We start from the raw sequence: 20,123 nt of genomic DNA on the forward strand, positions 1-20,123 counted from the left end.
CCCGGGAGGGCGCGGGGCGGTGCGCCGGACCGGCCGGGAGCCGGTGGGCGCGTCCTCAGTCGGGGGTGGCGGAGAGATCCCCCGCGGGGGTGCGGACGTCGTCCGGCGGACCACCCGGCGCGCCGGGCGGCGACAGGACGTCGGTCGCCCGGACGACGGCCGCGAGGTCGCCGGCGGGCTGGTCGGCCCCGCCGGCGCCGCTGCCGGCGGCCGACGAGGAGGTGCCGGCCGCCGGGGTCAGGGGCGCCGGCGCGGGGGAGGGGAGCTCGGGTGCGGGCGCGGGCGCCGCGGTGCCGGTGGCGGCCGCGGGGGACGGCGTCGCGGTCCCCGGGACCTCGGTGACGCTCGCGAGGACCGGTGCGGCGGCGGGCGCCGCCGGCGGCACGGTCGGCACCTCCACCGCCGCCTCGCCGGCCGGGACGGCCGGGGCCACAGCCGCGGCGGGCGCGGGAACGGGCACGGCCGGCACCGCGGGGACCGCGGGCACCTCGGGAACCGGGGGCAGCGTCGGCCGCAGGGGCTCCAGCACGGGTGCGACGGCCGCGGGGAGGGACGTCACCGCCCCGGTGACCCCGGTGACCGGGGGCGCGACGGCGTCGACGAGCGGGGGCAGGGTCCGGTCGGCGAGGTCGGCGACCACGGAGACGGTGCCGCCGAGCAGGCCCGGCGCCGGTTCCTCGGCGGCGGCGACGTCCCCGCCGGCCGCCGTCCCGAGCAGCCAGAGACCGGCGCCGAGCCCGGTCACGGTCAGAGCCCGGCCGGCCCACCGGCGCAGGGGGCGGCGCGCGCATGCCTCGGCCATCGCCGCCTCCTCCCGCTGCCGGTGTCCTGGCTCCCAGGAAAGAGGACGGCGACGCCGCGCACCTCTCCGATCGCGTCGCCCGATGCGGTGGTTCCTCGTGACGGCCCCGTTACGCGCGGTGAGAACCGCAGCTCAGAGGCTCAAGCGAGCGGGAACCAGATGGCGGTGGCGGCGGCGCGGACCGCGCCGTCCGGGCCGATCAGCGCCGAGGCGCTCGTGGTCCGGCGGCCGTCGCGGCCGGTCAGCCAGGCGAGCAGCACGTGGTCGGCGTCCAGCCGGACCGGGCGGTCCTGGCGGGCGGTCATCGTGCCGAGCACGTGCGGCCGCGGGTCCTCCGGCGCCAGGGGCTGGAACGAGGGGCAGTCGAGCGCGGCCCACACCGTCTCCGGCGCGGCCACCCCGCCGGCCGAGGGCAGCGAGGCGGCCGGCCGGAACACCCCCGCCCACACCTGCGGGCGGTCAGGGAGCGGGCCGACCTTCGTGCGCAGCCCGTCGCCGGGCTCGCGCTCGGGCCCGCAGCCGAAGCAGCGGGGGAACGGGTGGTCGGCCCAGGCGCGGCCGGCCGCGGCAGCGGCCGCTTCCTCGACGCCGGGCGCCGGCGGCACCTCGAGCTCGAGCGTCGCGGGCTCGGCCCGGGCGAGCAGCTCCTCGCCGTCGTACAGCGCGACCGCGCCGTCCTCCGACCGGACGTCGAGCTCCCGGTCCAGCGGGGTGGGCCGGCGCAGCCGGACGGCGACCGCGGGCGTGCCGACGAGCGCGGCCAGCCGGCCGGCGAGGTAGCCGCCGTTGGCCGTGGCGGGCGGGCCGCAGAAGCGGGCGGGAACGGTCAGGGAGGTCACCGGACGAGCCTAGGAGCGGCGTGCGGCAGCCTGGTGCGGTGCGTGCCCTGGTCTTCGAGTCCTTCGGCGGTCCGCTCGCGGTGCGCGAGGTGCCCGCCCCCGACCCCGCGCCGGGCGGCGCGGTGGTGGCCGTCGGCGCCAGCGGCATCTGCCGCAGCGACTGGCACGCCTGGCAGGGCCACGACCCCGACGTGGCCGTCCCCCACGTGCCCGGGCACGAGCTCGCCGGCACGGTCGCCGCGGTCGGCGCGGGCGTGCGCTCCTGGGCGGTCGGCGACCGGGTGACCGTGCCGTTCGTCAACGCCTGCGGGCGCTGCGCGCAGTGCGCCGCGGGCGACCACCAGGTCTGCCCGCGGCAGACCCAGCCGGGCTTCACGCACTGGGGGTCGCTGGCCGGGTACGTCGCCCTCGACGCCGCCGACGTCAACCTCGTCGCCCTCCCCGACGCCGTCGGGTTCGACGTCGCCGCCGCGCTGGGCTGCCGGTACGCCACCGCGTTCCGCGCGGTGACGCAGGTGGCCGCCGTCCGGCCGGGGGAGTGGGTGGCGGTGCACGGCTGCGGCGGCGTCGGGCTCTCGGCCGTCCAGGTGGCGGCCGCCGCCGGGGCGCGGGTGGTCGCCGTCGACGTCTCGGCGGGCGCGCTGGAGCTGGCCACCGCGATGGGCGCGGAGGTGGCGCTGCTCTCCGGCGACGACGTCCCCGGTGCGGTCGCCGAGGCCACCGGCGGCGGCGCGCACGTCTCGCTGGACGCCGCCGGCACGCCGGCCACCTGCGCGGCGTCCATCGGCTGCCTGCGGCCGCGCGGGCGGCACGTGCAGGTCGGCCTGCTGCCGCCGGCGGCCGGCCGGGCCGCCGTCCCCATGGAGCGGGTGATCGCCCTGGAACTGGCGGTGCTCGGCAGCCACGGGATGGCCGCGCACGCCTATCCCGAGATGCTGGGCCTGGTCGCCGCCGGCCGGCTGCGGCCGGACGCGCTGGTCACCCGGCGGCTGGGCCTCGACGACGCCGGCGCCGCGCTCGCCGAGGTCGGCCGCGCGCCGGGCATCGCCGTGGTGACCGAGTTCGGCTAGGTCGTGGGGGCGGTGCCCTCCGCGGTCGGTTCCGGGGTCGTCGCCGGCGCCGACGGGCGGGCGGAGGTGGTGCCCGGCGCGGTCGTCGTCGGCGCGGTGGTCTCGGTCTCCTCGGGCGTCGGGGAGGTCTCGGCCGGCTGCTCGGTGCCGTCCTCGTCCGTCGTCGGTGCGGCGGTCGGGCGCGGCGCCGTGCTCGTCGGCTCCGGCGGCGCGCTGGTGGTCGGCAGCGGCACGACCTCGACCGGCTGCGACGGGGTGTCCGAGGCGGGGGTGGTGCCGGTCGTCTCCGGCCGGACGTAGAGGTAGAGGAGCCCGAGCGCCACGAACAGCACCGCGAGGACGACCGTCGAGGTTCGCGCCCGGCCCAGCCGGCGGGGCACCGCCGACCACCAGCGCGCGGGGGCCGGGGCGGGGTCGGGCCGGGGCAGCTCGCGGGTGGGGTGGGGGCCGCCGTCCGGGGTGGTCACCGGCCCTCCCCGGAGGCCGGGGCGAAGGCGCCGGCGTCGTGCGAGCCCTCCGTCGCCGTCGGCGCGGGCACGCTGAGCCCCTGGCGCCGGAACGCGAGCACGACCCGGGCGCGCAGGTCGCGGCCCACTTCGAACTGCTTGCCCGGCAGTGTCCGGGCGACCATCCGCACGTTCACCTCCTCGAGCCCGAGCGTCTCCACGCCCATGACGCTGGGCTCGTCGAGCAGCAGCGGCCGCAGTGCCGGGTCCTCGAAGGCCTCCCGGCCCACGCCGCGGAGGATCTCGTTGACCTGGGTGACGTCGACCGACGTCGGCACCGGGACGTCGACCACCGCGCGCGCCCAGTCACGGGAGAGGTTGACGACCTTGACGATCTGGCCGTTGGGCAGCGTGATGACCTCGCCGTTCGGAGACCGCAGCCGGGTGACCCGGAGCGTGACGTCCTCGACGGTGCCGGTGGCCGGGTCGCCGCCGCCGACCACCTGGATCGAGACGACGTCGCCGAAGCCGTACTGCCGCTCGGTGATGAGGAAGAACCCGGCGAGCACGTCGCCGACGATCCGCTGCGCGCCGAAGCCGAGACCGACGCCCAGCACCGTGGCAGGAGCGACCAGGCCGGTGACGGGCACGCCGAGCCGGTCGAGCACGAAGAACACCGCGACCGCGTAGATGAGCACGATCAGCGTCCAGGTGATCACCTGGGTCAGCGAGTGCCGGTGCTTGGCCGCCTCCGAGCGGACCAGCGCGTCACCGCCGGTGGCGCGGGCGTCGATGGAGGCGGTGATCCGGTCGCCGGTCCACGCCACGAACCGGGCCAGCAGCACCGCGCCCAGGACGATGAGCACGATCTCCAGCCCCCGGCCGGCGAACCACTCCAGCAGGTCCTGCAGCGGGCCCATGCGCGGCGTCTCCCCCTCGTCGTCGTCCCCGATGATCACCCCCAGCCTGGTGCCGGACGGCGGGATCGGCCATTCCGGGAGCTCAGCCGTCCGGACGGCGGTTGAGCCACCACGCCGTGGCCAGCCAGCCGGCCGCGGCGACCGCGGTGAGCACCCACAGCCAGCGCAGCTCCTCGCCGGCGGTGGACAGCACCAGCAGGACGGCGACCACGAGCACGGCGCCGGAGACCGGCAGCGAGCGGAGCAGCTCGCCGAGGGTGCCCGGGCCGGGGATCGCCACGAACACGACCGTGGCCGCGACGAGCAGGAAGACGCACAGCGCCCCGAGGAACGCCGAGGCGATGCCGTACTGGTCGGGGAGCGCGATCGCCCCGAGCAGCCCGGCGACGCCGCCGAGGCCCAGCCCGATCAGGGTGCGCCGGCGGCGGGTCGACCACGGTGGGCGCGGTTCGCTCACGGTCGGAGCGTGCCCGTTCCGGCGGTCCTGCACGCACCGATGAGAAATCCGGGCGGGTGCGGTCCACCCTGCACACCAGACCCTGACGACGGGAGACGACCGTGCGCATGATCTTCGTGAACCTGCCGGTGACCGACCTGGCCGCGGCCCGGGCGTTCTACGGCGGGCTGGGCTTCTCCTTCAACGAGCAGTTCTCCGACGAGCGCACCGCCTCGGTCGTCGTCGACGAGAACATCGTGCTGATGCTCATGACCCGCGACCGGTTCGCCGACTTCGTCACCGGCGAGGTGGGCGACCCGCGGGCGGCCACGACGTCGATCAACGCGCTGTCGGCGGGCAGCCGCGACGAGGTCGACGAGCTGGTGCGCAAGGCGCTGGCCTCGGGCGGGAAGCCGTGGCGGCCCGCGGAGGACCACGGCTTCATGTACGGCGCCAGCTTCACCGACCCCGACGGGCACGTCTGGGAGGTCGTGTGGATGGACCAGCAGCACGTGGTCAACTGACCGGTAGGGGGCACGAGGCGGTACGCCCGCTACCGTCCCTGCCGTGTCCCGCGTCGCCGTCCCCGCCCTCGGCTACGCCGGCACCATCGGGGCCGCCGCCCTGTTCGGGGTCAACGGCACCGTCTCCACCCTCGCGCTGCAGGCCGGCATCCCGCCGGCGAACCTGGCCGCGCTGCGCTGCACCGGCGCGGCGGCCGCGCTGCTCGGCGTCCTCGCCGTCGTGGCGCCCGGGAAGCTGCGGATCACCTGGCGCGAGGTGCCCTTCCTCGCCGCCTTCGGCGTGGTGGGCGTCGCGCTCACCCAGTTCCTCTACTACGTGGCGATCGGCCGGTTGCCGGTCGGCATCGCGCTGGTGTTCGAGATGACCGCGCCGGTGCTCATCGCGCTGTACGTGTGGCTGGTCCGCCGCGAGCGGGTGCGCAGCCGGCTCTGGGCGGCGCTCGGGCTGTCGCTGGGCGGCCTGGTGCTGGTGGCCCAGGTCTGGCAGGGCGGCGGCTCGCTGGACCCGCTGGGCGTGGCGGCCGGGCTGGCCGCGGCGCTGTGCCTGGCCACCTACTACCTCATGGGGGAGCGCGGGACGACCGTCCGCGACCCGGTCGCGCTGACCTGCTGGAGCTTCGTGGCCGCGGCGCTGTTCTGGGCGGTCGCCGCGCCGTGGTGGGCCTTCGACGCCGGGCTGCTGACTCGCTCGGTCCCGGTCTCGCTCGGCGACCTCGCGTTGCCGGCGTGGGTGCTCGTGGTCTGGATCGTCGTGCTCGGCGCCGTCGTGCCGTTCTGGCTGTCGATCGGCGCGCTGCGGCACCTGCCGCCGACGACCGCGGGGCTGGTCGCCACGGTCGAGCCGGTGTTCGCCTCGCTGGTGGCCTTGCTGTGGGTGGAGCAGGTGCTCACCGGCTGGCAGGTGGCCGGCGGCCTCGTCGTCCTCACCGGGATCGCGCTGGCGCAGACCGCCCGCGCCGCCCCGCCGGTCCCCACCGGAGTGTGAGGGGCGAGGAAACCTCGCCCCTCGCACTCCGGTGCGTGGGTCAGGTGACCTTCTGCGACTCCGCGAGCCAGCCGGCGAGCTCCTCCATGTACGCGGCCTGGGCGACGTAGTCCATGCCGACGTACTTCCACGGGTAGGTCTGGCCGGCCTGGACGGCGGGCAGCAGGGTGAACGTGGGCTGCTCGGCCATCTCCTCGGGGGTCTCCCCGCCGCGCAGCGAGTACAGGATCACGTCGCTCGGGTAGTTCGTGATCTCCTCCCAGCCGACGACCTCCCAGAAGTAGCCGTCGCCGCCCGGGTCGACGAACTGCACGCCGAGCTCCTGGTAGAGCGCCAGGGCCGGGTCGTCGGGGGCCTTGGCCATGTTCCAGCCCTCGGCGGCGGTGGCGTAGACCGGCAGCACGGTGACGCCGCCGGCCGCGGCCTCGGTCAGGGTGGCCGAGGCGGCGTCGAACTGCTCGCGGCCCGCGCTGATCAGGTCCTCGTCGGCGCCGAGCGCCTCGGCGAGCTCCACGACGCGGTCGATGACGTCGGCCGCCGAGCCCTGGTAGGCGATCGCGATGATCGGCGCGATCTCCGCGACCTGCTCCTGCTGCTCCAGCGACTCGAAGCCGTAGAGGGGCAGCTCGGGGTCCAGCTCGCCGCCCTGCGGATAGACCGAGGTGACGATGACGTCGGGGTCGGCGGCGGCCAGCTGCTCGAGGTCGATCTGCCCGTAGGTCTCGCCGACGATCGAGACGTCGCCGAGGTCGCGGCCCTCGAAGGCGACGTCGTCCGCGCTCGAGGTCTGCCCGAAGGTGGCGACCGGCGCGATGCCGTAGTTCCACAGCGAGGCGGTGACGTCGTTGAGGCCGGCGACGCGGGTGGGCGCCGCGTCGAGCTCGACGGTGGTGCCCATGTCGTCGGTGAAGGACCAGCCGCCGTCCCCCGAGGCGGCATTGCCGGAGCCGGAGCCGGAGCCGGCGTCGTCGGAGCAGGCGCTGGCGGTGAGCAGGGCCGCCAGCGCGACGGCGGCGCCGGTGAGGCGGCGCGGGACGGAATGCACGGGGGAGCTCCTCCGAACTCGGTGCCCGGGGCGTCTTCCCAGGCGGGGCGCGTCAGGTTAGCCTTGCCTAAGTGGGTGTCCGCAAGGAGTGCCCGGACCGACGAGGAGCGCCAGCGTGACGACCACCGAGGCTCCCGAGCTGGCGGTTCCCGTCGAGCTGCCGCAGTGGAAGTTCTTCGACACCGCGGTGCTCGCCGTCCGGCGGCTGGGCCCGAGCATGGTGCGGCTGACGCTGACCGGCCCGGACCTGCACGGCTTCGGCCGGGCCGGCGACGACCAGCGGATCAAGTTCGTCATCGGCCGCGAGGGCGCCGACCTGGCGCGCCTGCAGGCCTGCGGGAGCGACTGGTACCCCGAGTACTGCGCGATGCCCGACGAGCAGCGCCCCCACATCCGCACCTACACCGTCCGCGCCGCCCGCCCCGAGCTCGCCGAGCTCGACGTCGACGTCGTCCTGCACGGGGTCGACGACGGGCACGCCGGCCCGGCCGCCACCTGGGCGTCGACCGCCGGCCCGGGCGACCGGCTGCTGGTGCTCGGGCCCGACCGGCCCGGCCGCGGCAAGGCGTGGGGCGTGGAGTGGGCGCCGCCGGAGGCCGCCACCACCCTGCTGCTGGCCGCCGACGAGACGGCCGTCCCCGCGGTCTGCGCAATCCTCGAGGGCCTGGCTCCCGGCCGCCGCGCCGTCGCGCTGCTGGAGGTCCCCGAGGCCGGCGACGTGCAGGACGTCGTGGCCCCGCCCGGCGTCGAGGTGCGCTGGCTGCCGCGCTCCGGCCGCGCCCGCGGTGAGCTGCTGGTGCCCGCGGTGCACGCGGCGCTGTGCGAGCTGGGCATCGCCTCGTCCCGGCCCGGCGAGGTGCCCGAGGACGTCGACCTCGACGCCGAGCTGCTGTGGGAGGTGCCCGACCCCGACGCCGCGGCCGGCTGCTACGCGTGGCTGGCCGGCGAGGCCGGGGTGGTCAAGCAGCTGCGCCGCCACCTGGTCGGCGACCTCGGCGTCTCGCGCAACGCGGTGGCGTTCATGGGCTACTGGCGGCTCGGCGTCGCAGGCTGAGCGCCCGGGCATAGGAGGCTCTACCCACGTCCTGGGCGCCAGGAGATGGGTGAAGCCTCCTATGCCGGGGCCGGGAGATCTACCGCAGGCGGCGGACCGGCACCACCATCGGCGTCCCGGTCACCGGGTCGGGCACGACCCGCGCCTCGAGGTCGAAGACGTCGGCCAGCAGCTGCTCGGTGAGCACCTCCTCCGGCGTCCCCGACGCCACCAGGACGCCGTCGCGCATGGCCACCAGCCGCTGCGCGTAGCGCGCCGCCAGGTTCAGGTCGTGCAGGACGACGGCGACCGTGCGCCCGCGCTCGCTGTGCAGCCGCGACACCAGCTCCAGGACGTCGATCTGGTGCGACAGGTCCAGGTAGGTCGTCGGCTCGTCGAGCAGCAGCAGGTCGGTGCCCTGCGCCAGTGCCATCGAGATCCACGCCCGCTGCCGCTGCCCGCCCGAGAGTGCGTCGACCGGGCGGTCGGCCAGCTCGGTCATGTCGGTCCAGGCCAGCGCCTCGGCCACGGCGGCCTCGTCGCTGCGCGACCACTGCTGCAGCCAGGTCTGGTGCGGGTGCCGGCCGCGGGCGACCAGGTCGGTCACGGTCAGCCCCTCGGGCGCGGTGGGGGTCTGCGGGAGCAGGCCCAGCACGCGGGCGACCTCGCGGGTCGGCGTCCTGGCGATCGCCCGGCCGTCGAGCAGCACCTGGCCGGAGGAGGGCCGCAGCAGCCGGCCGAGGGCCCGCAGGAGGGTGGACTTGCCGCAGCCGTTGGGGCCGACGATCACGGTGAACGAGCCGTCGGTGAGCTCGAGGTCCAGGTCGTGGACGACGATCCGGTCGTCGTAGCCCAGCCGCACCCGGTCGGCGGCGAGACGGACCGGTCCGGTCACCGGGGCGGGCGAGGTCGAGGGCAGCAGGGTGGTCACGAGGAGGACCGCCTTCCGCGGACGAGGAGCCAGAGCAGGTAGGGGGCGCCGACGACGGCGGTGAGGATGCCGACCGGCAGCGCGGAGGGCAGCACGGTGCGGGTCAGCAGGTCCGAGCCGAGCACCAGCAGCGCCCCGAGCAGGCCCGAGGCCAGCAGCGGTGGCCGCGAGCCCCCGGTCAGCCGGACGGCGATCTGCGGCACCACCAGCGCGACGAAGGTGATCGGCCCGGCGGCGGCGACGGAGGTGGCGGTGAGCGCCACGGCGACGACCACCACGGCGGTCTGCGCGCCGGCCAGCCGGACGCCGAGGCCCCGGGCGGTGTCGTCGCCGAACTGGAGGACGCCGAGCACCCGGCTGGCCGCGAGCGCCAGCGGCACCAGCACGACCAGCGACAGGGCGAGGGGCACGGCGTGGTCCCAGGTGCGGGCGTTGAGCGAGCCGGTGACCCACACGTAGGCCGCGGCGGCGTCGTAGATCTCGGCGCGGGTGAGCAGCCAGTCGACGAGCGCGGCCGACACCGCCCACAGCGCGATGCCGATGAGCACCAGCCGGTAGCCGTTGATGCCGGCCCGGTAGGTGAGCGCGAGCAGCAGCAGCCCGGTGACCGCCGCGCCGCCGAGGGCGGCCAGCGGAACGCCGATGCCGGCCAGCAGCTGCCCGGTGGAGGAGGTGCCGCCCAGGACGATGGCGGCCACCGCGCCGGCCGAGGCGCCCTGGGTGATGCCCAGGACGTCCGGGGAGGCCAGCGGGTTGCGGGCGAAGGTCTGGAACAGGGCGCCGGCCACCCCGAGCGCCAGCCCGACCAGCAGCCCGACGACGATCCGCGGGGCGCGCAGCTCCAGGACGATGAACTCCTGGCCGGCCTCCCCGAGACCGACGAGCGTGCGCAGCACGTCACCGATGCCGATCGGGTAGTCGCCGCGCCCCAGGCCGACGGCGCCGACGAGCAGCACGGCGACCGCGGCGACCACCGGCACGACCAGCTGCCGCGGCGACACCCGGCCGGAGACCGGCCCGATCCGCACGACCCGCCCGGACACCATCGGCGGCCGCTCCTGGACGGCGGTCACGCCGCGACCATCCGGCGGCGGCGCACCAGGGCGATGAAGACCGGCGCGCCGATGAACGCCAGCACGATGCCCACCTGCACCTCGGCGGGGCGGGCGATCACCCGCCCGATGACGTCGGCGATGAGCAGCAGCGACGCCCCGGCCAGGGCCGAGCACGGCACCAGCCAGCGGTGCCGCGCGCCGGTGAAGGCGCGCACCGCGTGCGGCACGATCAGGCCGACGAAGGCGATCGGCCCGCAGGCGGCGGTGGCCGCGCCGCAGAGCAGGGTCACCGCGCCCAGCCCGACCAGCCGGGCCAGCCAGATCCGCTGGCCCAGGCCGCGGGCGACGTCCTCCCCGAGGCCCAGCAGGTCCAGCGCGGGCGCGTTGACCAGGGCGAGCACGAGGCCGGCGGCGATGAACGGCGCCACCTGCCAGGCGATGTCGCTACCGCGGCCGGCCAGCGCCCCGACCACCCAGAACCGGAAGCTGTCCAGGCTCTGGGAGTCGCTGACGAGGATGGTCCGCACGAGGGCGTAGAGCAGCGCGGACAGCGCGGACCCGGCCAGCGCCAGGGTCACGGGCGTGGCGCCGCCCTTGCCCGCCGCGCCGAGGGAGAAGACCAGCACGGTGCCGATCAGCGCGCCGGCGAAGGCGAACCAGACGTACCCGGCCGGGGTGGCCACGCCGAGCAGCCAGATGGCGAGGACGACGGCGAGCGAGGCGCCGGCCGTGACGCCGAGCAGCCCGGGGTCGCCCAGCGGGTTGCGGGTGTGCCCCTGGGCGAGCGCGCCGGCCACCCCGAGCGCGGCGCCGACCATGAGGCCGAGGACCGTGCGCGGCACCCGGATGTCGCGCACGATCACCGCGTCCTCCCCGGAGAGGGAGGGGTCGGTGAGCGCCGACCAGACGGTGCCCAGCCCGATCGGCTTGGTGCCGAGGGCGATGCTGGCGGCGAGCGCGCCGGCCAGGAGCACCACGAGGGCGGCCAGCCCCCACCAGCGCGCGCCGCTGCCGGGACGCCGTCCGCCGGTCCGCTCCGGCGGTGTCGCTGTCGCTCCGGCCGGCCGCGCGTCGGTCGAGGCGGTCACGAGCGGCTCCAGGGCGGACGGCGAGGCGACCCGAGGTCAGGTCAGGCTCACCTTACTGCCGATCCGGGCGTGTCGGGACCCCCGCCGACCCGTCGGCGCCCGACCGCGCCCGGGCCGTGGTCGGCGACCAGCTCCGCGGCGCCGGCGCCAGCGCGATGACGCAGTCCACCGGCCGGTCCGCCTCGGCGTTCTCCAGACGCTGGGGCTCGCGGCCGCGGAAGGTGTAGGTGTCGCCGGGGCCCAGGTCGATCGCGCGGTCGGAGAAGACCAGCCGTAGCCGCCCGTCGATGACGTGCAGGACCTCGGTGTCGCTGTCGATCGTGTAGAGCTGCTCGGCGCGGCGGTCGGCCCCCGGGTCGATCCGGATCCGCACCAGCGCCACGTCGGGCTCGGAGCTGGGTGTCAGCGCGCGCTGGCTGATGCCGCCGAGGGAGATGACCGGGTTCTGCTCCCAGGGGACCAGCGCACCCTCCGACGGGGCGAGCAGGTCGTTGACGGTGATCCGCAGGACGCGGCACAGCTTGACCAGGCTCTGCAGGCTCGGGGAGACGTCGTCGCGCTCCAGCCGGCTGATGAACCCCTTGGTGACGCCGACGAAGCCGGCGACCTCCTCCAACGACCAGCCCATGGCCTGGCGCGCGGCCCGCAGGCGCGCACCGATGGCCACCTCGCCGGACAGCGCGGGCTCGCTCTCCTGACCCACCTGTGTCCTCTCGCAGCCGGAACGGACCCCGAACCTACGTCTTGACTCGGGGCTGCCCGTGCGTACATTCTCACGCAACTTCTGAGCACCAGCAGTAAACACCTGCGCCGCCGGCGCCTGTCTCCCCGCCGCCTTCTCGAGAGGTCCGCCATGGATGCCCCCGCCGAGCCGCAGCACGCGCTCCGTCGCAACGCGGTCAGCGCGCGCCACCTCGTCTTCTTCGTCGTGGCCGCGGCCGCGCCGCTCACCGTCTCGGCGGGCTTCCTGCCGCTCGGGTTCCTGGCCGGCGGCACGCTGCTGCCGGCCGCGTTCGTGATCGCCGGGCTGGTCTACGCGCTCTTCTCGGTCGGCTTCACCGCGATGAGCCGGCACGTCACCGACGCCGGCGCGTTCTCGGCCTACATCGAGAAGGGTCTCGGCCGCACGACCGGCGGGGCAGCGGCGATGGTGGCCTGGACCGGTTACACGCTGGGGCAGATCGGCTTCGCCGCCGCGGCCGGCTTCTTCGCCTCCGTGTTCCTGGAGGCGTACGTCGGGGTGGCCGTGCCCTGGGGCGTCAGCGCCGTGGTCATCAGCGTGGCCGTCGCCGCGGTGTCCTACGCGCGGGTCAACGTCGGCGCCGGTGTCGCCGCGGTCCTCCTGCTGCTGGAGATCGGCATCCTGGCCGTCTTCGTGGTCGCGGTGTGGGTGCAGGGCGGTCCGGAGGGGGCGCCGTTCGAGGTCTTCGACCCCGGCACCTGGGAGGTGCCCGCGCTGGGCGGCACCTTCCTCGTCACGTTCCTCGTCTTCATCGGCTTCGAGCAGACGGCGGTCTACAGCGAGGAAGCCAAGGACCCGCGCCGTACCGTGCGCCGGGCCACCTTCCTCGCCGTCGCCGTCCTCACGGTGATCTACACGGCCGCCGCCTTCACCATCCTCATGGCCGTCGGTCCCTCCCAGCTGTTCCCCGTGCTCGGTGCCGACCCCGCGGGGGTCGTGTTCGGCCTGAACAGCGACTACGTGTCCACGGGGATGACCCGGGTCATGGAGGCGCTGGTCATCACCAGCTTCGTCGCCGGCGTCCTCGCCCTGCAGAACGCCGGATCCCGCTACCTGTTCTCCATGTCCCGGCGCGGGATCCTCCCCGCGGCCCTGAGCACCACCGGTGCGTCGGGCAGCCCCCGGGCGGCGGTGCTCGTGCAGGGCGGCCTGGTGACGCTGGCCCTCCTCGTCTTCGGGCTCACCGACCTGGACCCGTACACGCAGGTGGTCATCTGGACCAACAGCCCCACCCTGTTCGCCGTCCTCGCCCTGCAGATCGCCACGAGCATCGCCGTGGTGCGCTGGTTCTCGCGCAACCCGCACGGGGAGAACACCTGGACCCGGCTCGTCGCGCCGGTGCTCGCCACCGCAGCGCTGGCCGTCGTCCTGTGGCTGGCCGTCGACAACATGGGCCTGCTGACGGCGCTGGGTGCCGGGGGCAACGCCCTGATCATCTCGCCGCTGGTGGTGGCCGCCGTCGTGGGCGCCCTCCGCGGCCGGGTCGCCCGACCCCTGCCGAGCCCGGCCGCCGACACCCCGGCGCCGGCCGCCGACACGCACCGAGGAGCACCGTGACCGACCAGCTGCCCGCGCCCGTCACCGTCCCGCGGGAGGCCGGGGCCCCGGCGCCGGCCCCGCGGTACGCCTGGTCCATCCCGGGCTTCGTCGTGGAGCGTCCCGGGATGGGCGGGACCGAGGCGTGGTGCTACACCGACCGGTGGACCTACGCGCCGGGGGACGTCGTGCAGGTGCACACGCACACCACGGCCGAGCGCTATTCCCTGACCCTGGTCCGCGACGGGGTGGACCCCCAGGTGGTCTGGCGGGCCGACGACCTGCCCGGCCGCGCGTACGAGACGCCCGCCGACGCGTACGCCACCGGCTGCGGTTGGCCCGTGGCGACCACCTTCGCGGTGGACGCCGCCTGGGAGCCCGGCTTCTACCTGCTGGTGATCGGGGTGGAGGTGGACGGCCGCCGGCACGAGCGGGAGCACTTCCTCGTCGTCCGCGATCCGGAGCCGGGCCGGCGCACCCCCTACGTGCTGGTGCTGTCGACCAGCACGATGACCGCCTACAACGACTGGGGCGGGGCCAACTCCTACCGGGGGCTGGGCGACGACCCGTACGTCGACGTCATGAGCCCCCGGCTGTCCACCCAGCGGCCGATCGCCCGCGGGATGATCCGCAAGCCGGACGAGGCGCCGCGCAGCTCCAACCCGCACACCCCCGCCCCCGGTGAACTGCCCCGGCACCCGGCCTACGAGTGGGCGCACACCCACGGCTACTCCCGCCACCACGCCGACGCCTTCTGGGCCACCTACGAGCGCCCGTTCGCCCTGTGGGCCGAGGAGCAGGGCCTCGTGCTCGACGTGCTCACGCAGCACGACCTGCACACCGATCCCGAGGCGCTGACGCCGTACGCGTGCGCCGTGTTCGTCGGCCACGACGAGTACTGGACGGCCGAGATGCGCGACCGCGTCGACGCGTTCGTCGACGCCGGCGGCCACGTGGCGCGCTTCGGCGGCAACTTCCTCTGGCAGGTGCGGCTGGAGGAGGACGCGACGGTGCAGGTCAACTACAAGCTGCCGACCGAGGACCCGCTGTACGAGTCCGACCCGACCCGCGTGACCACCGCCTGGGACTGGCCGGCCATCGGCCGGCCCGGCGCGCGGACGATGGGCCTCACCGGCATGGCCGGGGTCTACAACCGCTACGGCTCGGCGGTGTCGCGCTCCAGCGGCGGCTTCACCGTCTACCGGCCACGGCATTGGGCGCTCGCCGGCACCGACCTCGGGTACGGCGACGTCTTCGGCGGCGCGCCGGTGTGCGTCGCGGCCTTCGAGCTCGACGGCTGCGACTACACGTTCCGCGCCGGCCTGCCGTACCCGACCGGCGCCGACGGCGCCCCGGAGGACCTGCAGATCGTCGCCATGTGCCCCGCCGTCTTCGGCGAGGAGGACCGCTGGAACGGCGAGGTGCCCCTGGGCGCCCCGATCGGCGAGGTCCAGGGCATGTTCGAGGCGCTCTTCGACCCGGTGCCCGAGCGGTTCGCCGGCGAGGCCTACGGTGCCGGGATGGTCGCGACGTTCACCCGGGGCCGGGGCAGCGTCTTCTGCGCCGGGACGACGGAGTGGGTCAACGGGCTGCGTCTGCACGACGGGTACACCGAGCAGATCACCCGCACCGTCCTCGCCCGCTTCGCCACCCGGGGGTGTCCGGAGGGCGGATGACGGGAGGTCACCGGGGCCCCGGTCCGCGACGGACCAGGGCCCCGGGAGCTCAGCTCTCGATGTTGGCCATCACGTGCTTGATGCGCGTGTAGTCCTCCAGGCCGTACATCGAGAGGTCCTTGCCGTAGCCGGAGTGCTTGAACCCGCCGTGCGGCATCTCGGCGACCAGCGGGATGTGGGTGTTGATCCACACGCACCCGAAGTCCAGCCGCTTGCTCATCCGCATCGCCCGGCCGAAGTCCTTGGTCCAGACGCTGGAGGCCAGGCCCAGCTCGACGCCGTTGGCCCAGCGGACCGCCTCGTCCTCGTCGCTGAACCGCTGGACGGTGATGACCGGGCCGAATATCTCCCGCTGCACCATCTCGTCGTCCTGCCGGAGACCGGCCACGACGGTCGGCTCGACGAAGAACCCGCGCTCGCCCTGCCGGTGCCCGCCCGCGGTGATCTCCGCGTGGTCGGGGGCCCGGTCGAGGAACCCCGTGACGTGCGCCAGCTGGTTGGCGTTGTTGACCGGCGGCACGAGGGCGTCCTCGTCGCCGGCGCCGTTGGCCAGCGTGGTGGCGGTGTTGCGGGCCTGCTCGGTGAGCGCGGCGACGAAGTCGTCGTGGATCCCCGGCGCCGCCAGCACGCGGGAGGCGGCGGTGCAGTCCTGGCCGGCGTTGAAGTAGCCGGCCACGGCGATCGCCTCGGCGGCGGCAGCGACGTCGGCGTCGTCGAAGACGACGACCGGCGCCTTGCCGCCCAGCTCCAGGTGCACCCGCTTGACGTCCCGCGCGGCGGCGCCGGCGACCTCCATGCCGGCCCGCACCGACCCGGTGATGGCCACCATCTGCGGCGTCGGGTGCTCGACCAGCGCCCGGCCGGTGTCGCGGTCGCCGCAGACCACGTTGAGCACGCCGGCCGGGAAGACCTCCGCGGCGAGCTCGGCCAGCCGCAGCGTGGTGACCGGGGTGGTGTCGCTGGGCTTGAGGACGACGGTGTTCCCGGCGGCCAGCGCCGGGGCGATCTTCCAGACCGCCATCATCATCGGGTAGTTCCACGGCGTGACCTGCCCGATGACCCCGATCGGCTCGCGCCGCACGAACGACGTGTGCCCGGCCATGTACTCCGCGGCCGCCTTGCCCTCCAGCGTGCGGGCCGCGCCGGCGAAGAACCGGATCTGGTCGACCATCGGCGGGATCTCCTCGCTGGCGGTCAGCGAGAGCGGCTTGCCGGTGTTCTGGCTCTCCAGGGCGATCAGCTCGTCGGCGTGCTCCTCGACCAGGTCGGCGAGCTTCAGCAGCGCCCGCTGCCGCTCCGACGGCGTGGTGTCCCGCCAGGTCTCGAACGCCTGCGCCGCGGTGCGGTAGGCGCGGTCGACGTCCTCGGGTCCCGAGACCGGCGCGCTGGCGAAGACCTCACCGGTCGACGGGTCGACGAGGTCCATCCGGCGGCCGTCGACGGGGTCGACCGCCTCTCCGCCGACGAAGTTGCGCAGCTCCGGCTTGTCGCTCATGAGATCCCTCTCGGCCGTGGGGTGGGACTACAGCGGTGGCGGGGTCGGGGTGTCCTCGCGCTCCACCTCGGCGAGGATCTCCGACCCGGTGACCACCTTCTCCGCGAAGTGCGTGTGCATCCAGCTGAGGTGGTCGTGCCGGCTGCGCATGATCCGCAGGGTGTCCCAGTTGGGGAAGACCTGCTGGAGCACGTGCTCCTGCATCAGCCGCGGATCGACCTCGTAGACGTGCTCGAAGGTGGTCTGCGCGACCTCGCTGACCCGCGACGCCGACGGCGGGGTGTGCTGCTCGGCGAACCGGTAGGGGGCCGTGGCCGCCGGGGCCGGGTCCGCGTCGGCCCCGTTCTCAACGTCCCTCATCGGTGGTGTCCCTCCCGTAGGCGCGGTCGAGCAGGTACTTGCCCGGGTTCATGACGTTGTTCGGGTCCAGGGCCCGCTTGACCTCGAGCATCACGTCGAAGCCCTTGCCGAGCTCCTGCGGGAGCAGGTCGACCTCGCCCTCCCGGCAGGAGCCGTGGCAGGCGCTCATCGAGCCGCCGTGCGCGATGGCCACCGCGGCGATGTCCCGCTTGGCCTGCACCCAGGCGTCCCACGCGGCGTCGTCCAGGCGCTGCTCCCAGATGCCGACGTCGATCTCGGTCAGGTAGTCCACGCCGGTGGCCGCCGAGGTGTAGGCGAACATCCCCCAGTCGTCGAAGACGTCGGTCTTGCGCCGCAGGTCGGCGAGGATCTCGTGCCAGGCGCGGCTGACCGCCGGGACGGCGGAGAAGTTGACCGCGGCGTCCTCGCAGTGCCAGGACATCGGGATGACCTGGCCGGCCTTGGTCCGCCCGTGCAGGGGGGTGGCGTAGCGGTCGTGCCGGGCGGCCCAGTCGCCCTCGGAGATCTCGTCGCCGAGGTAGCGGGCGCCGTGCTCCTTGGCGATGCGGAACAGCCGCTTGCCGCCGGCGCGCACCTCGTCCTCGTAGCCGTACATGACCGCGCAGACCAGGGCGCGGACGTCGGTGGGCTGCGGGATGTAGGCCTCGTCGTCCCGGCGCAGGTAGGCGACCTTGTGCTCGTCGAAGAGGACGGCGCCGGCGAAGGTGGCCACCCCGGCGCGGGCCAGCGCACCGGTGCAGGCGTGCGCGTCCTCGTAGTTGTCGAACGCCCAGAACGGCGAGAGCTCGGCCTCCGGCTTCGGGAACAGCTTGAGCGTCGCCTTGGTCGCGATGCCCAGGGTGCCCTGGTGGCCCATGAACAGGTGCTTGAGCTGGTAGCCGCTGGAGCTCTTGCTGATCTTCTGCCCGATGCCGTCGCCGACGTGCAGCACCTCGCCGGTGGGCAGCACGTGGTCGAAGCTGAGCACCAGGTCGCGGGTGTGCCCGTACCGGCTGCCGATCAGCGACCAGCCGCTGGTGCCGATCCGGCCGCCGACCAGCGAGCACGGGTAGGACGCCGGGTCGTCCGGGTAGAACAGCCCGTGCTGCGCCAGCCGCTCGTTGAGCTTGAGCATGTTGATGCCGGTGCCCACGGTCACCGTGCGGTTGACCAGGTCCAGCTCGTGGATCTGGTTCATCTTCTTGACGTCGACCACGATGCCGCGGCGCATGGGCACCGCGCCGTCGGTGAGGCCGGTGCCGCCGTCGCGGGGGACGACGGGGATGCGCAGCTCGTTGGCCACCTTCACCACCGCCGCCACCTGCTCGGTGGAGGTCGGCATGACCACGACGTCGGGCACCCGCTCCGACCAGCGGTGCACCGGGAACGGGGCGGGCACGCGGGCCCGGTTGTAGCGGTCGGTCTTGGCCAGCAGCAGCTGGTCGTCGCGGAGGATCGGCCGCAGCGCGGCGATCAGCTGGTTCAGCCGGTCCTCGCTGAGCGGCTCGCGGCTGAACGGCGCGGTGCCGAGGAGCTGCTCGTTCGGTTCGGTCATCGTCATGGTCAGTGGCCTCCGCACCCGCAGCCGCCGGAACCGTTGCCGCACCCGCCGCCACAGCCGCCGCCACCGCAGCCGCCGCCGCCCCGTGAGCTGCCGTGCGCCCGGCGGGCGCGGCCCGGGACGCCGGTGCGCTCCTGGGCCAGCCGGCGGTCGCCGACGTCGCCCCGCGAGCCGCCGACGGTGATGCCGAGGGACTGGGCGAACAGCTCGTGCAGGTCGACGACGTCGATGTCCTCGGCGTCGCCGGCCTCGCTCAGCGGCCGCTCCGACCACGGGCAGGCGCTGACCAGCGTGTCGACGTCCAGCTCGGCGGCCCGCTCCAGCCGCATGGCGCTGATCTTGGCGGTCAGCTCGGGCTTCTCGACGGGCAGCCCGCCGCCGCCCCCGGAGCAGTAGGACCACTGGGTCACCCGGTCGACGTCCTCGAACCGGAGCCCGGGGATGGCCCGGAGCAGCTCGCGCGGCTCGGCCCAGATGCCCTTGCGCTTGTTGAGCCGGCAGGGGTCGTGGTACGTGATCGCCCGGTCGACGGGCACCGACGGCGTCAGCTTCCCCTCGCGCAGGAGCTGGGCGAGCACCTCGATGACGAGGACGACCTCGATGTCGAACTCCTCGCCGAAGTACTTCGGGTAGTCCTCGGTGAAGCTGATGTAGTCGTGCGGGTCCAGCACCAGCACGCGCTTGGTGCCCGAGGCCCGCCAGTCGTCGAGGTTGTGCCGGGCGAAGCGCTTCGCCTGCTCGGCGTAGCCCATCTCCGCGGCCGGCCCACCGCAGCACCACTGCTCGCGCATCAGGCCGAACTCGTAGCCGGCCATCTGCAGCATCTGGGCCACCGCGCGGGGCACGGAGGTGCGGTAGAAGGCGGCCTCGCAGTCGACGAACAGCACCGTCTCGCCACCGATCGGGATGTCCAGCCCCTCGGCCCAGTCGCGCACCTTCTCCTGGCTGACCGGGGTCTCGCCGAGGACGGGCTCGTGGGTGCGCAGGTCGGTGCGCTCGTTCCAGATCTGCCAGTTCGGCTGGTGGACGCCGCTCTCCACGGCCAGCGAGCGGACCGCCTTGACGACGTCCACGGTGCGGGTGCGGAAGCGGTAGAAGTCGCCGGTGAACAGCGTGTTCGGGCAGCGCAGCTCGCAGGCGCCGCACTGGGTGCAGTTCACGTAGTCGGCGGCGATGTCGGCGATGTCCAGCTCGCCGCGCTCCATCGCCACGACGTTGGCGTGGAACGCCGTCGGCGTCCACGACTCGTTGCGCTCCACCTGCGTCACCGGGCAGACCTCGCGGCAGAACTTGTGTCCCGACGAGAAGCAGTTGTACGAGGTGTTGCGCCACTGCTCGACGAATGCCGCGGTGCGGGGATCCTGGCGCGGCGGGGGGATCGGCCCGGCGAGCGTCTCGGGGAAGTCGGCCAGCTCGGCCGGGTTCGACGGCGCCCCCGGGGTGAAGGGCATGGAGAGCGCGTCCGCCTCGCGGGGGCGCTCCGGCTCGACCTGTGTCACTGGTGCTCCTCGTCACAGGGGGCTGGGGTGGGGGCCACGCTAACCGCCAAAACCTATGGAATCAACGGTTAAGCACGAGC

20 protein-coding genes are annotated in these 20,123 nt (G+C 74.7%); 6 read left to right on the forward strand and 14 right to left on the reverse strand.

Annotation, left to right across the window (positions count from 1 at the left end):
* Positions 1-55: 55 nt before the first annotated feature.
* Both ACI79R_RS01435 and ACI79R_RS01440 read right to left on the reverse strand, forming a co-directional pair.
* Complete coding sequence (locus ACI79R_RS01435) at positions 56-802, reverse strand: hypothetical protein (RefSeq protein WP_456571792.1); 747 nt, start codon at positions 800-802, stop codon at positions 56-58.
* A 140-nt stretch (positions 803-942) separates the two neighbouring features.
* A complete protein-coding gene (locus ACI79R_RS01440; protein WP_456571793.1) occupies positions 943-1,641 on the reverse strand; it encodes a hypothetical protein in 699 nt (232 codons plus the stop codon).
* A 38-nt stretch (positions 1,642-1,679) separates the two neighbouring features.
* Between ACI79R_RS01440 and ACI79R_RS01445 the strand changes: the two genes are divergently transcribed.
* Positions 1,680-2,711 (forward strand): zinc-binding dehydrogenase, encoded by a 1,032-nt coding sequence (locus tag ACI79R_RS01445; protein WP_456571794.1) that lies wholly within the window; start codon positions 1,680-1,682, stop codon positions 2,709-2,711.
* On the opposite strand, the gene ACI79R_RS01450 is transcribed toward ACI79R_RS01445, so the two are convergent.
* From ACI79R_RS01450 to ACI79R_RS01460, 3 genes are read right to left on the reverse strand one after another with little or no spacing between them, the layout of a single operon-like run.
* On the reverse strand, positions 2,708-3,178 hold the full coding sequence (locus ACI79R_RS01450) for a hypothetical protein (protein WP_456571795.1): 471 nt from the start codon (positions 3,176-3,178) through the stop codon (positions 2,708-2,710). The two genes, ACI79R_RS01445 and ACI79R_RS01450, sit on opposite strands and share 4 nt — an antisense overlap.
* The gene (locus tag ACI79R_RS01455; RefSeq protein ID WP_456571796.1) at positions 3,175-4,116 is read right to left on the reverse strand and encodes a mechanosensitive ion channel family protein; all 942 of its coding nucleotides are present in this window, start codon (positions 4,114-4,116) and stop codon (positions 3,175-3,177) included. Before ACI79R_RS01455 ends, ACI79R_RS01450 begins: the two co-directional genes overlap by 4 nt.
* Positions 4,117-4,159: 43 nt before the next feature.
* Positions 4,160-4,534 carry a hypothetical protein gene (locus ACI79R_RS01460; RefSeq protein WP_456571797.1) on the reverse strand — a complete coding sequence of 125 codons (375 nt, stop codon included), beginning with the start codon at positions 4,532-4,534 and terminating at the stop codon, positions 4,160-4,162.
* A gap of 107 nt (positions 4,535-4,641) precedes the next feature.
* On the opposite strand from ACI79R_RS01460, the gene ACI79R_RS01465 reads away from it, so the two are divergent.
* Both ACI79R_RS01465 and ACI79R_RS01470 read left to right on the forward strand, forming a co-directional pair.
* Positions 4,642-5,037, forward strand: coding sequence for a VOC family protein (locus tag ACI79R_RS01465; RefSeq protein ID WP_456572270.1), 396 nt, complete (start codon positions 4,642-4,644; stop codon positions 5,035-5,037).
* A gap of 43 nt (positions 5,038-5,080) precedes the next feature.
* Positions 5,081-6,022, forward strand: coding sequence for an EamA family transporter (locus ACI79R_RS01470; protein ID WP_456571798.1), 942 nt, complete (start codon positions 5,081-5,083; stop codon positions 6,020-6,022).
* Positions 6,023-6,062: 40 nt separating this feature from the next.
* Here the strand turns inward: ACI79R_RS01470 and ACI79R_RS01475 are convergent, their stop codons facing one another.
* Positions 6,063-7,067 (reverse strand): ABC transporter substrate-binding protein, encoded by a 1,005-nt coding sequence (locus tag ACI79R_RS01475; RefSeq protein WP_456571799.1) that lies wholly within the window; start codon positions 7,065-7,067, stop codon positions 6,063-6,065.
* A gap of 115 nt (positions 7,068-7,182) precedes the next feature.
* Between ACI79R_RS01475 and ACI79R_RS01480 the strand changes: the two genes are divergently transcribed.
* Entirely contained in the window at positions 7,183-8,121 is a 939-nt protein-coding gene (locus ACI79R_RS01480) for a siderophore-interacting protein (RefSeq protein WP_456571800.1), read from the forward strand.
* Between the two features lie 79 nt (positions 8,122-8,200).
* Here the strand turns inward: ACI79R_RS01480 and ACI79R_RS01485 are convergent, their stop codons facing one another.
* From ACI79R_RS01485 to ACI79R_RS01500, 4 genes are read right to left on the reverse strand one after another with little or no spacing between them, the layout of a single operon-like run.
* Positions 8,201-9,031: an ABC transporter ATP-binding protein gene (locus ACI79R_RS01485; RefSeq protein WP_456571801.1), complete on the reverse strand. Its 831-nt coding sequence runs from the start codon at positions 9,029-9,031 to the stop codon at positions 8,201-8,203.
* Entirely contained in the window at positions 9,028-10,104 is a 1,077-nt protein-coding gene (locus ACI79R_RS01490) for a FecCD family ABC transporter permease (protein ID WP_456571802.1), read from the reverse strand. The genes ACI79R_RS01485 and ACI79R_RS01490 overlap by 4 nt, the downstream gene beginning before the upstream one ends.
* Positions 10,101-11,174: a FecCD family ABC transporter permease gene (locus ACI79R_RS01495; protein ID WP_456571803.1), complete on the reverse strand. Its 1,074-nt coding sequence runs from the start codon at positions 11,172-11,174 to the stop codon at positions 10,101-10,103. The genes ACI79R_RS01490 and ACI79R_RS01495 overlap by 4 nt, the downstream gene beginning before the upstream one ends.
* A 52-nt stretch (positions 11,175-11,226) precedes the next feature.
* Positions 11,227-11,877: a helix-turn-helix domain-containing protein gene (locus ACI79R_RS01500; RefSeq protein ID WP_456571804.1), complete on the reverse strand. Its 651-nt coding sequence runs from the start codon at positions 11,875-11,877 to the stop codon at positions 11,227-11,229.
* Positions 11,878-12,027: 150 nt separating this feature from the next.
* Here ACI79R_RS01500 and ACI79R_RS01505 point away from each other — a divergent pair, with 150 nt between their 5' ends.
* Both ACI79R_RS01505 and ACI79R_RS01510 read left to right on the forward strand, forming a co-directional pair.
* On the forward strand, positions 12,028-13,473 hold the full coding sequence (locus ACI79R_RS01505) for an APC family permease (protein ID WP_456571805.1): 1,446 nt from the start codon (positions 12,028-12,030) through the stop codon (positions 13,471-13,473).
* Positions 13,470-15,128 carry a N,N-dimethylformamidase beta subunit family domain-containing protein gene (locus ACI79R_RS01510; protein WP_456571806.1) on the forward strand — a complete coding sequence of 553 codons (1,659 nt, stop codon included), beginning with the start codon at positions 13,470-13,472 and terminating at the stop codon, positions 15,126-15,128. The genes ACI79R_RS01505 and ACI79R_RS01510 overlap by 4 nt, the downstream gene beginning before the upstream one ends.
* Before the next feature lie 49 nt (positions 15,129-15,177).
* Here the strand turns inward: ACI79R_RS01510 and ACI79R_RS01515 are convergent, their stop codons facing one another.
* Genes ACI79R_RS01515 through ACI79R_RS01530 form a run of 4 tightly spaced genes read right to left on the reverse strand, consistent with a single transcriptional unit; the run spans position 15,178 to position 20,043 of the window.
* A complete protein-coding gene (locus ACI79R_RS01515; protein ID WP_456571807.1) occupies positions 15,178-16,623 on the reverse strand; it encodes a gamma-aminobutyraldehyde dehydrogenase in 1,446 nt (481 codons plus the stop codon).
* A gap of 27 nt (positions 16,624-16,650) precedes the next feature.
* Complete coding sequence (locus ACI79R_RS01520; protein WP_456571808.1) at positions 16,651-16,983, reverse strand: hypothetical protein; 333 nt, start codon at positions 16,981-16,983, stop codon at positions 16,651-16,653.
* Positions 16,970-18,538, reverse strand: coding sequence for an FAD-binding oxidoreductase (locus ACI79R_RS01525; protein WP_456571809.1), 1,569 nt, complete (start codon positions 18,536-18,538; stop codon positions 16,970-16,972). Before ACI79R_RS01525 ends, ACI79R_RS01520 begins: the two co-directional genes overlap by 14 nt.
* An 8-nt stretch (positions 18,539-18,546) precedes the next feature.
* Entirely contained in the window at positions 18,547-20,043 is a 1,497-nt protein-coding gene (locus ACI79R_RS01530; protein WP_456571810.1) for a (Fe-S)-binding protein, read from the reverse strand.
* Positions 20,044-20,123: the final 80 nt, after the last annotated feature.

The sequence above is a fragment of the Blastococcus sp. SYSU D00820 genome (assembly GCF_054050695.1).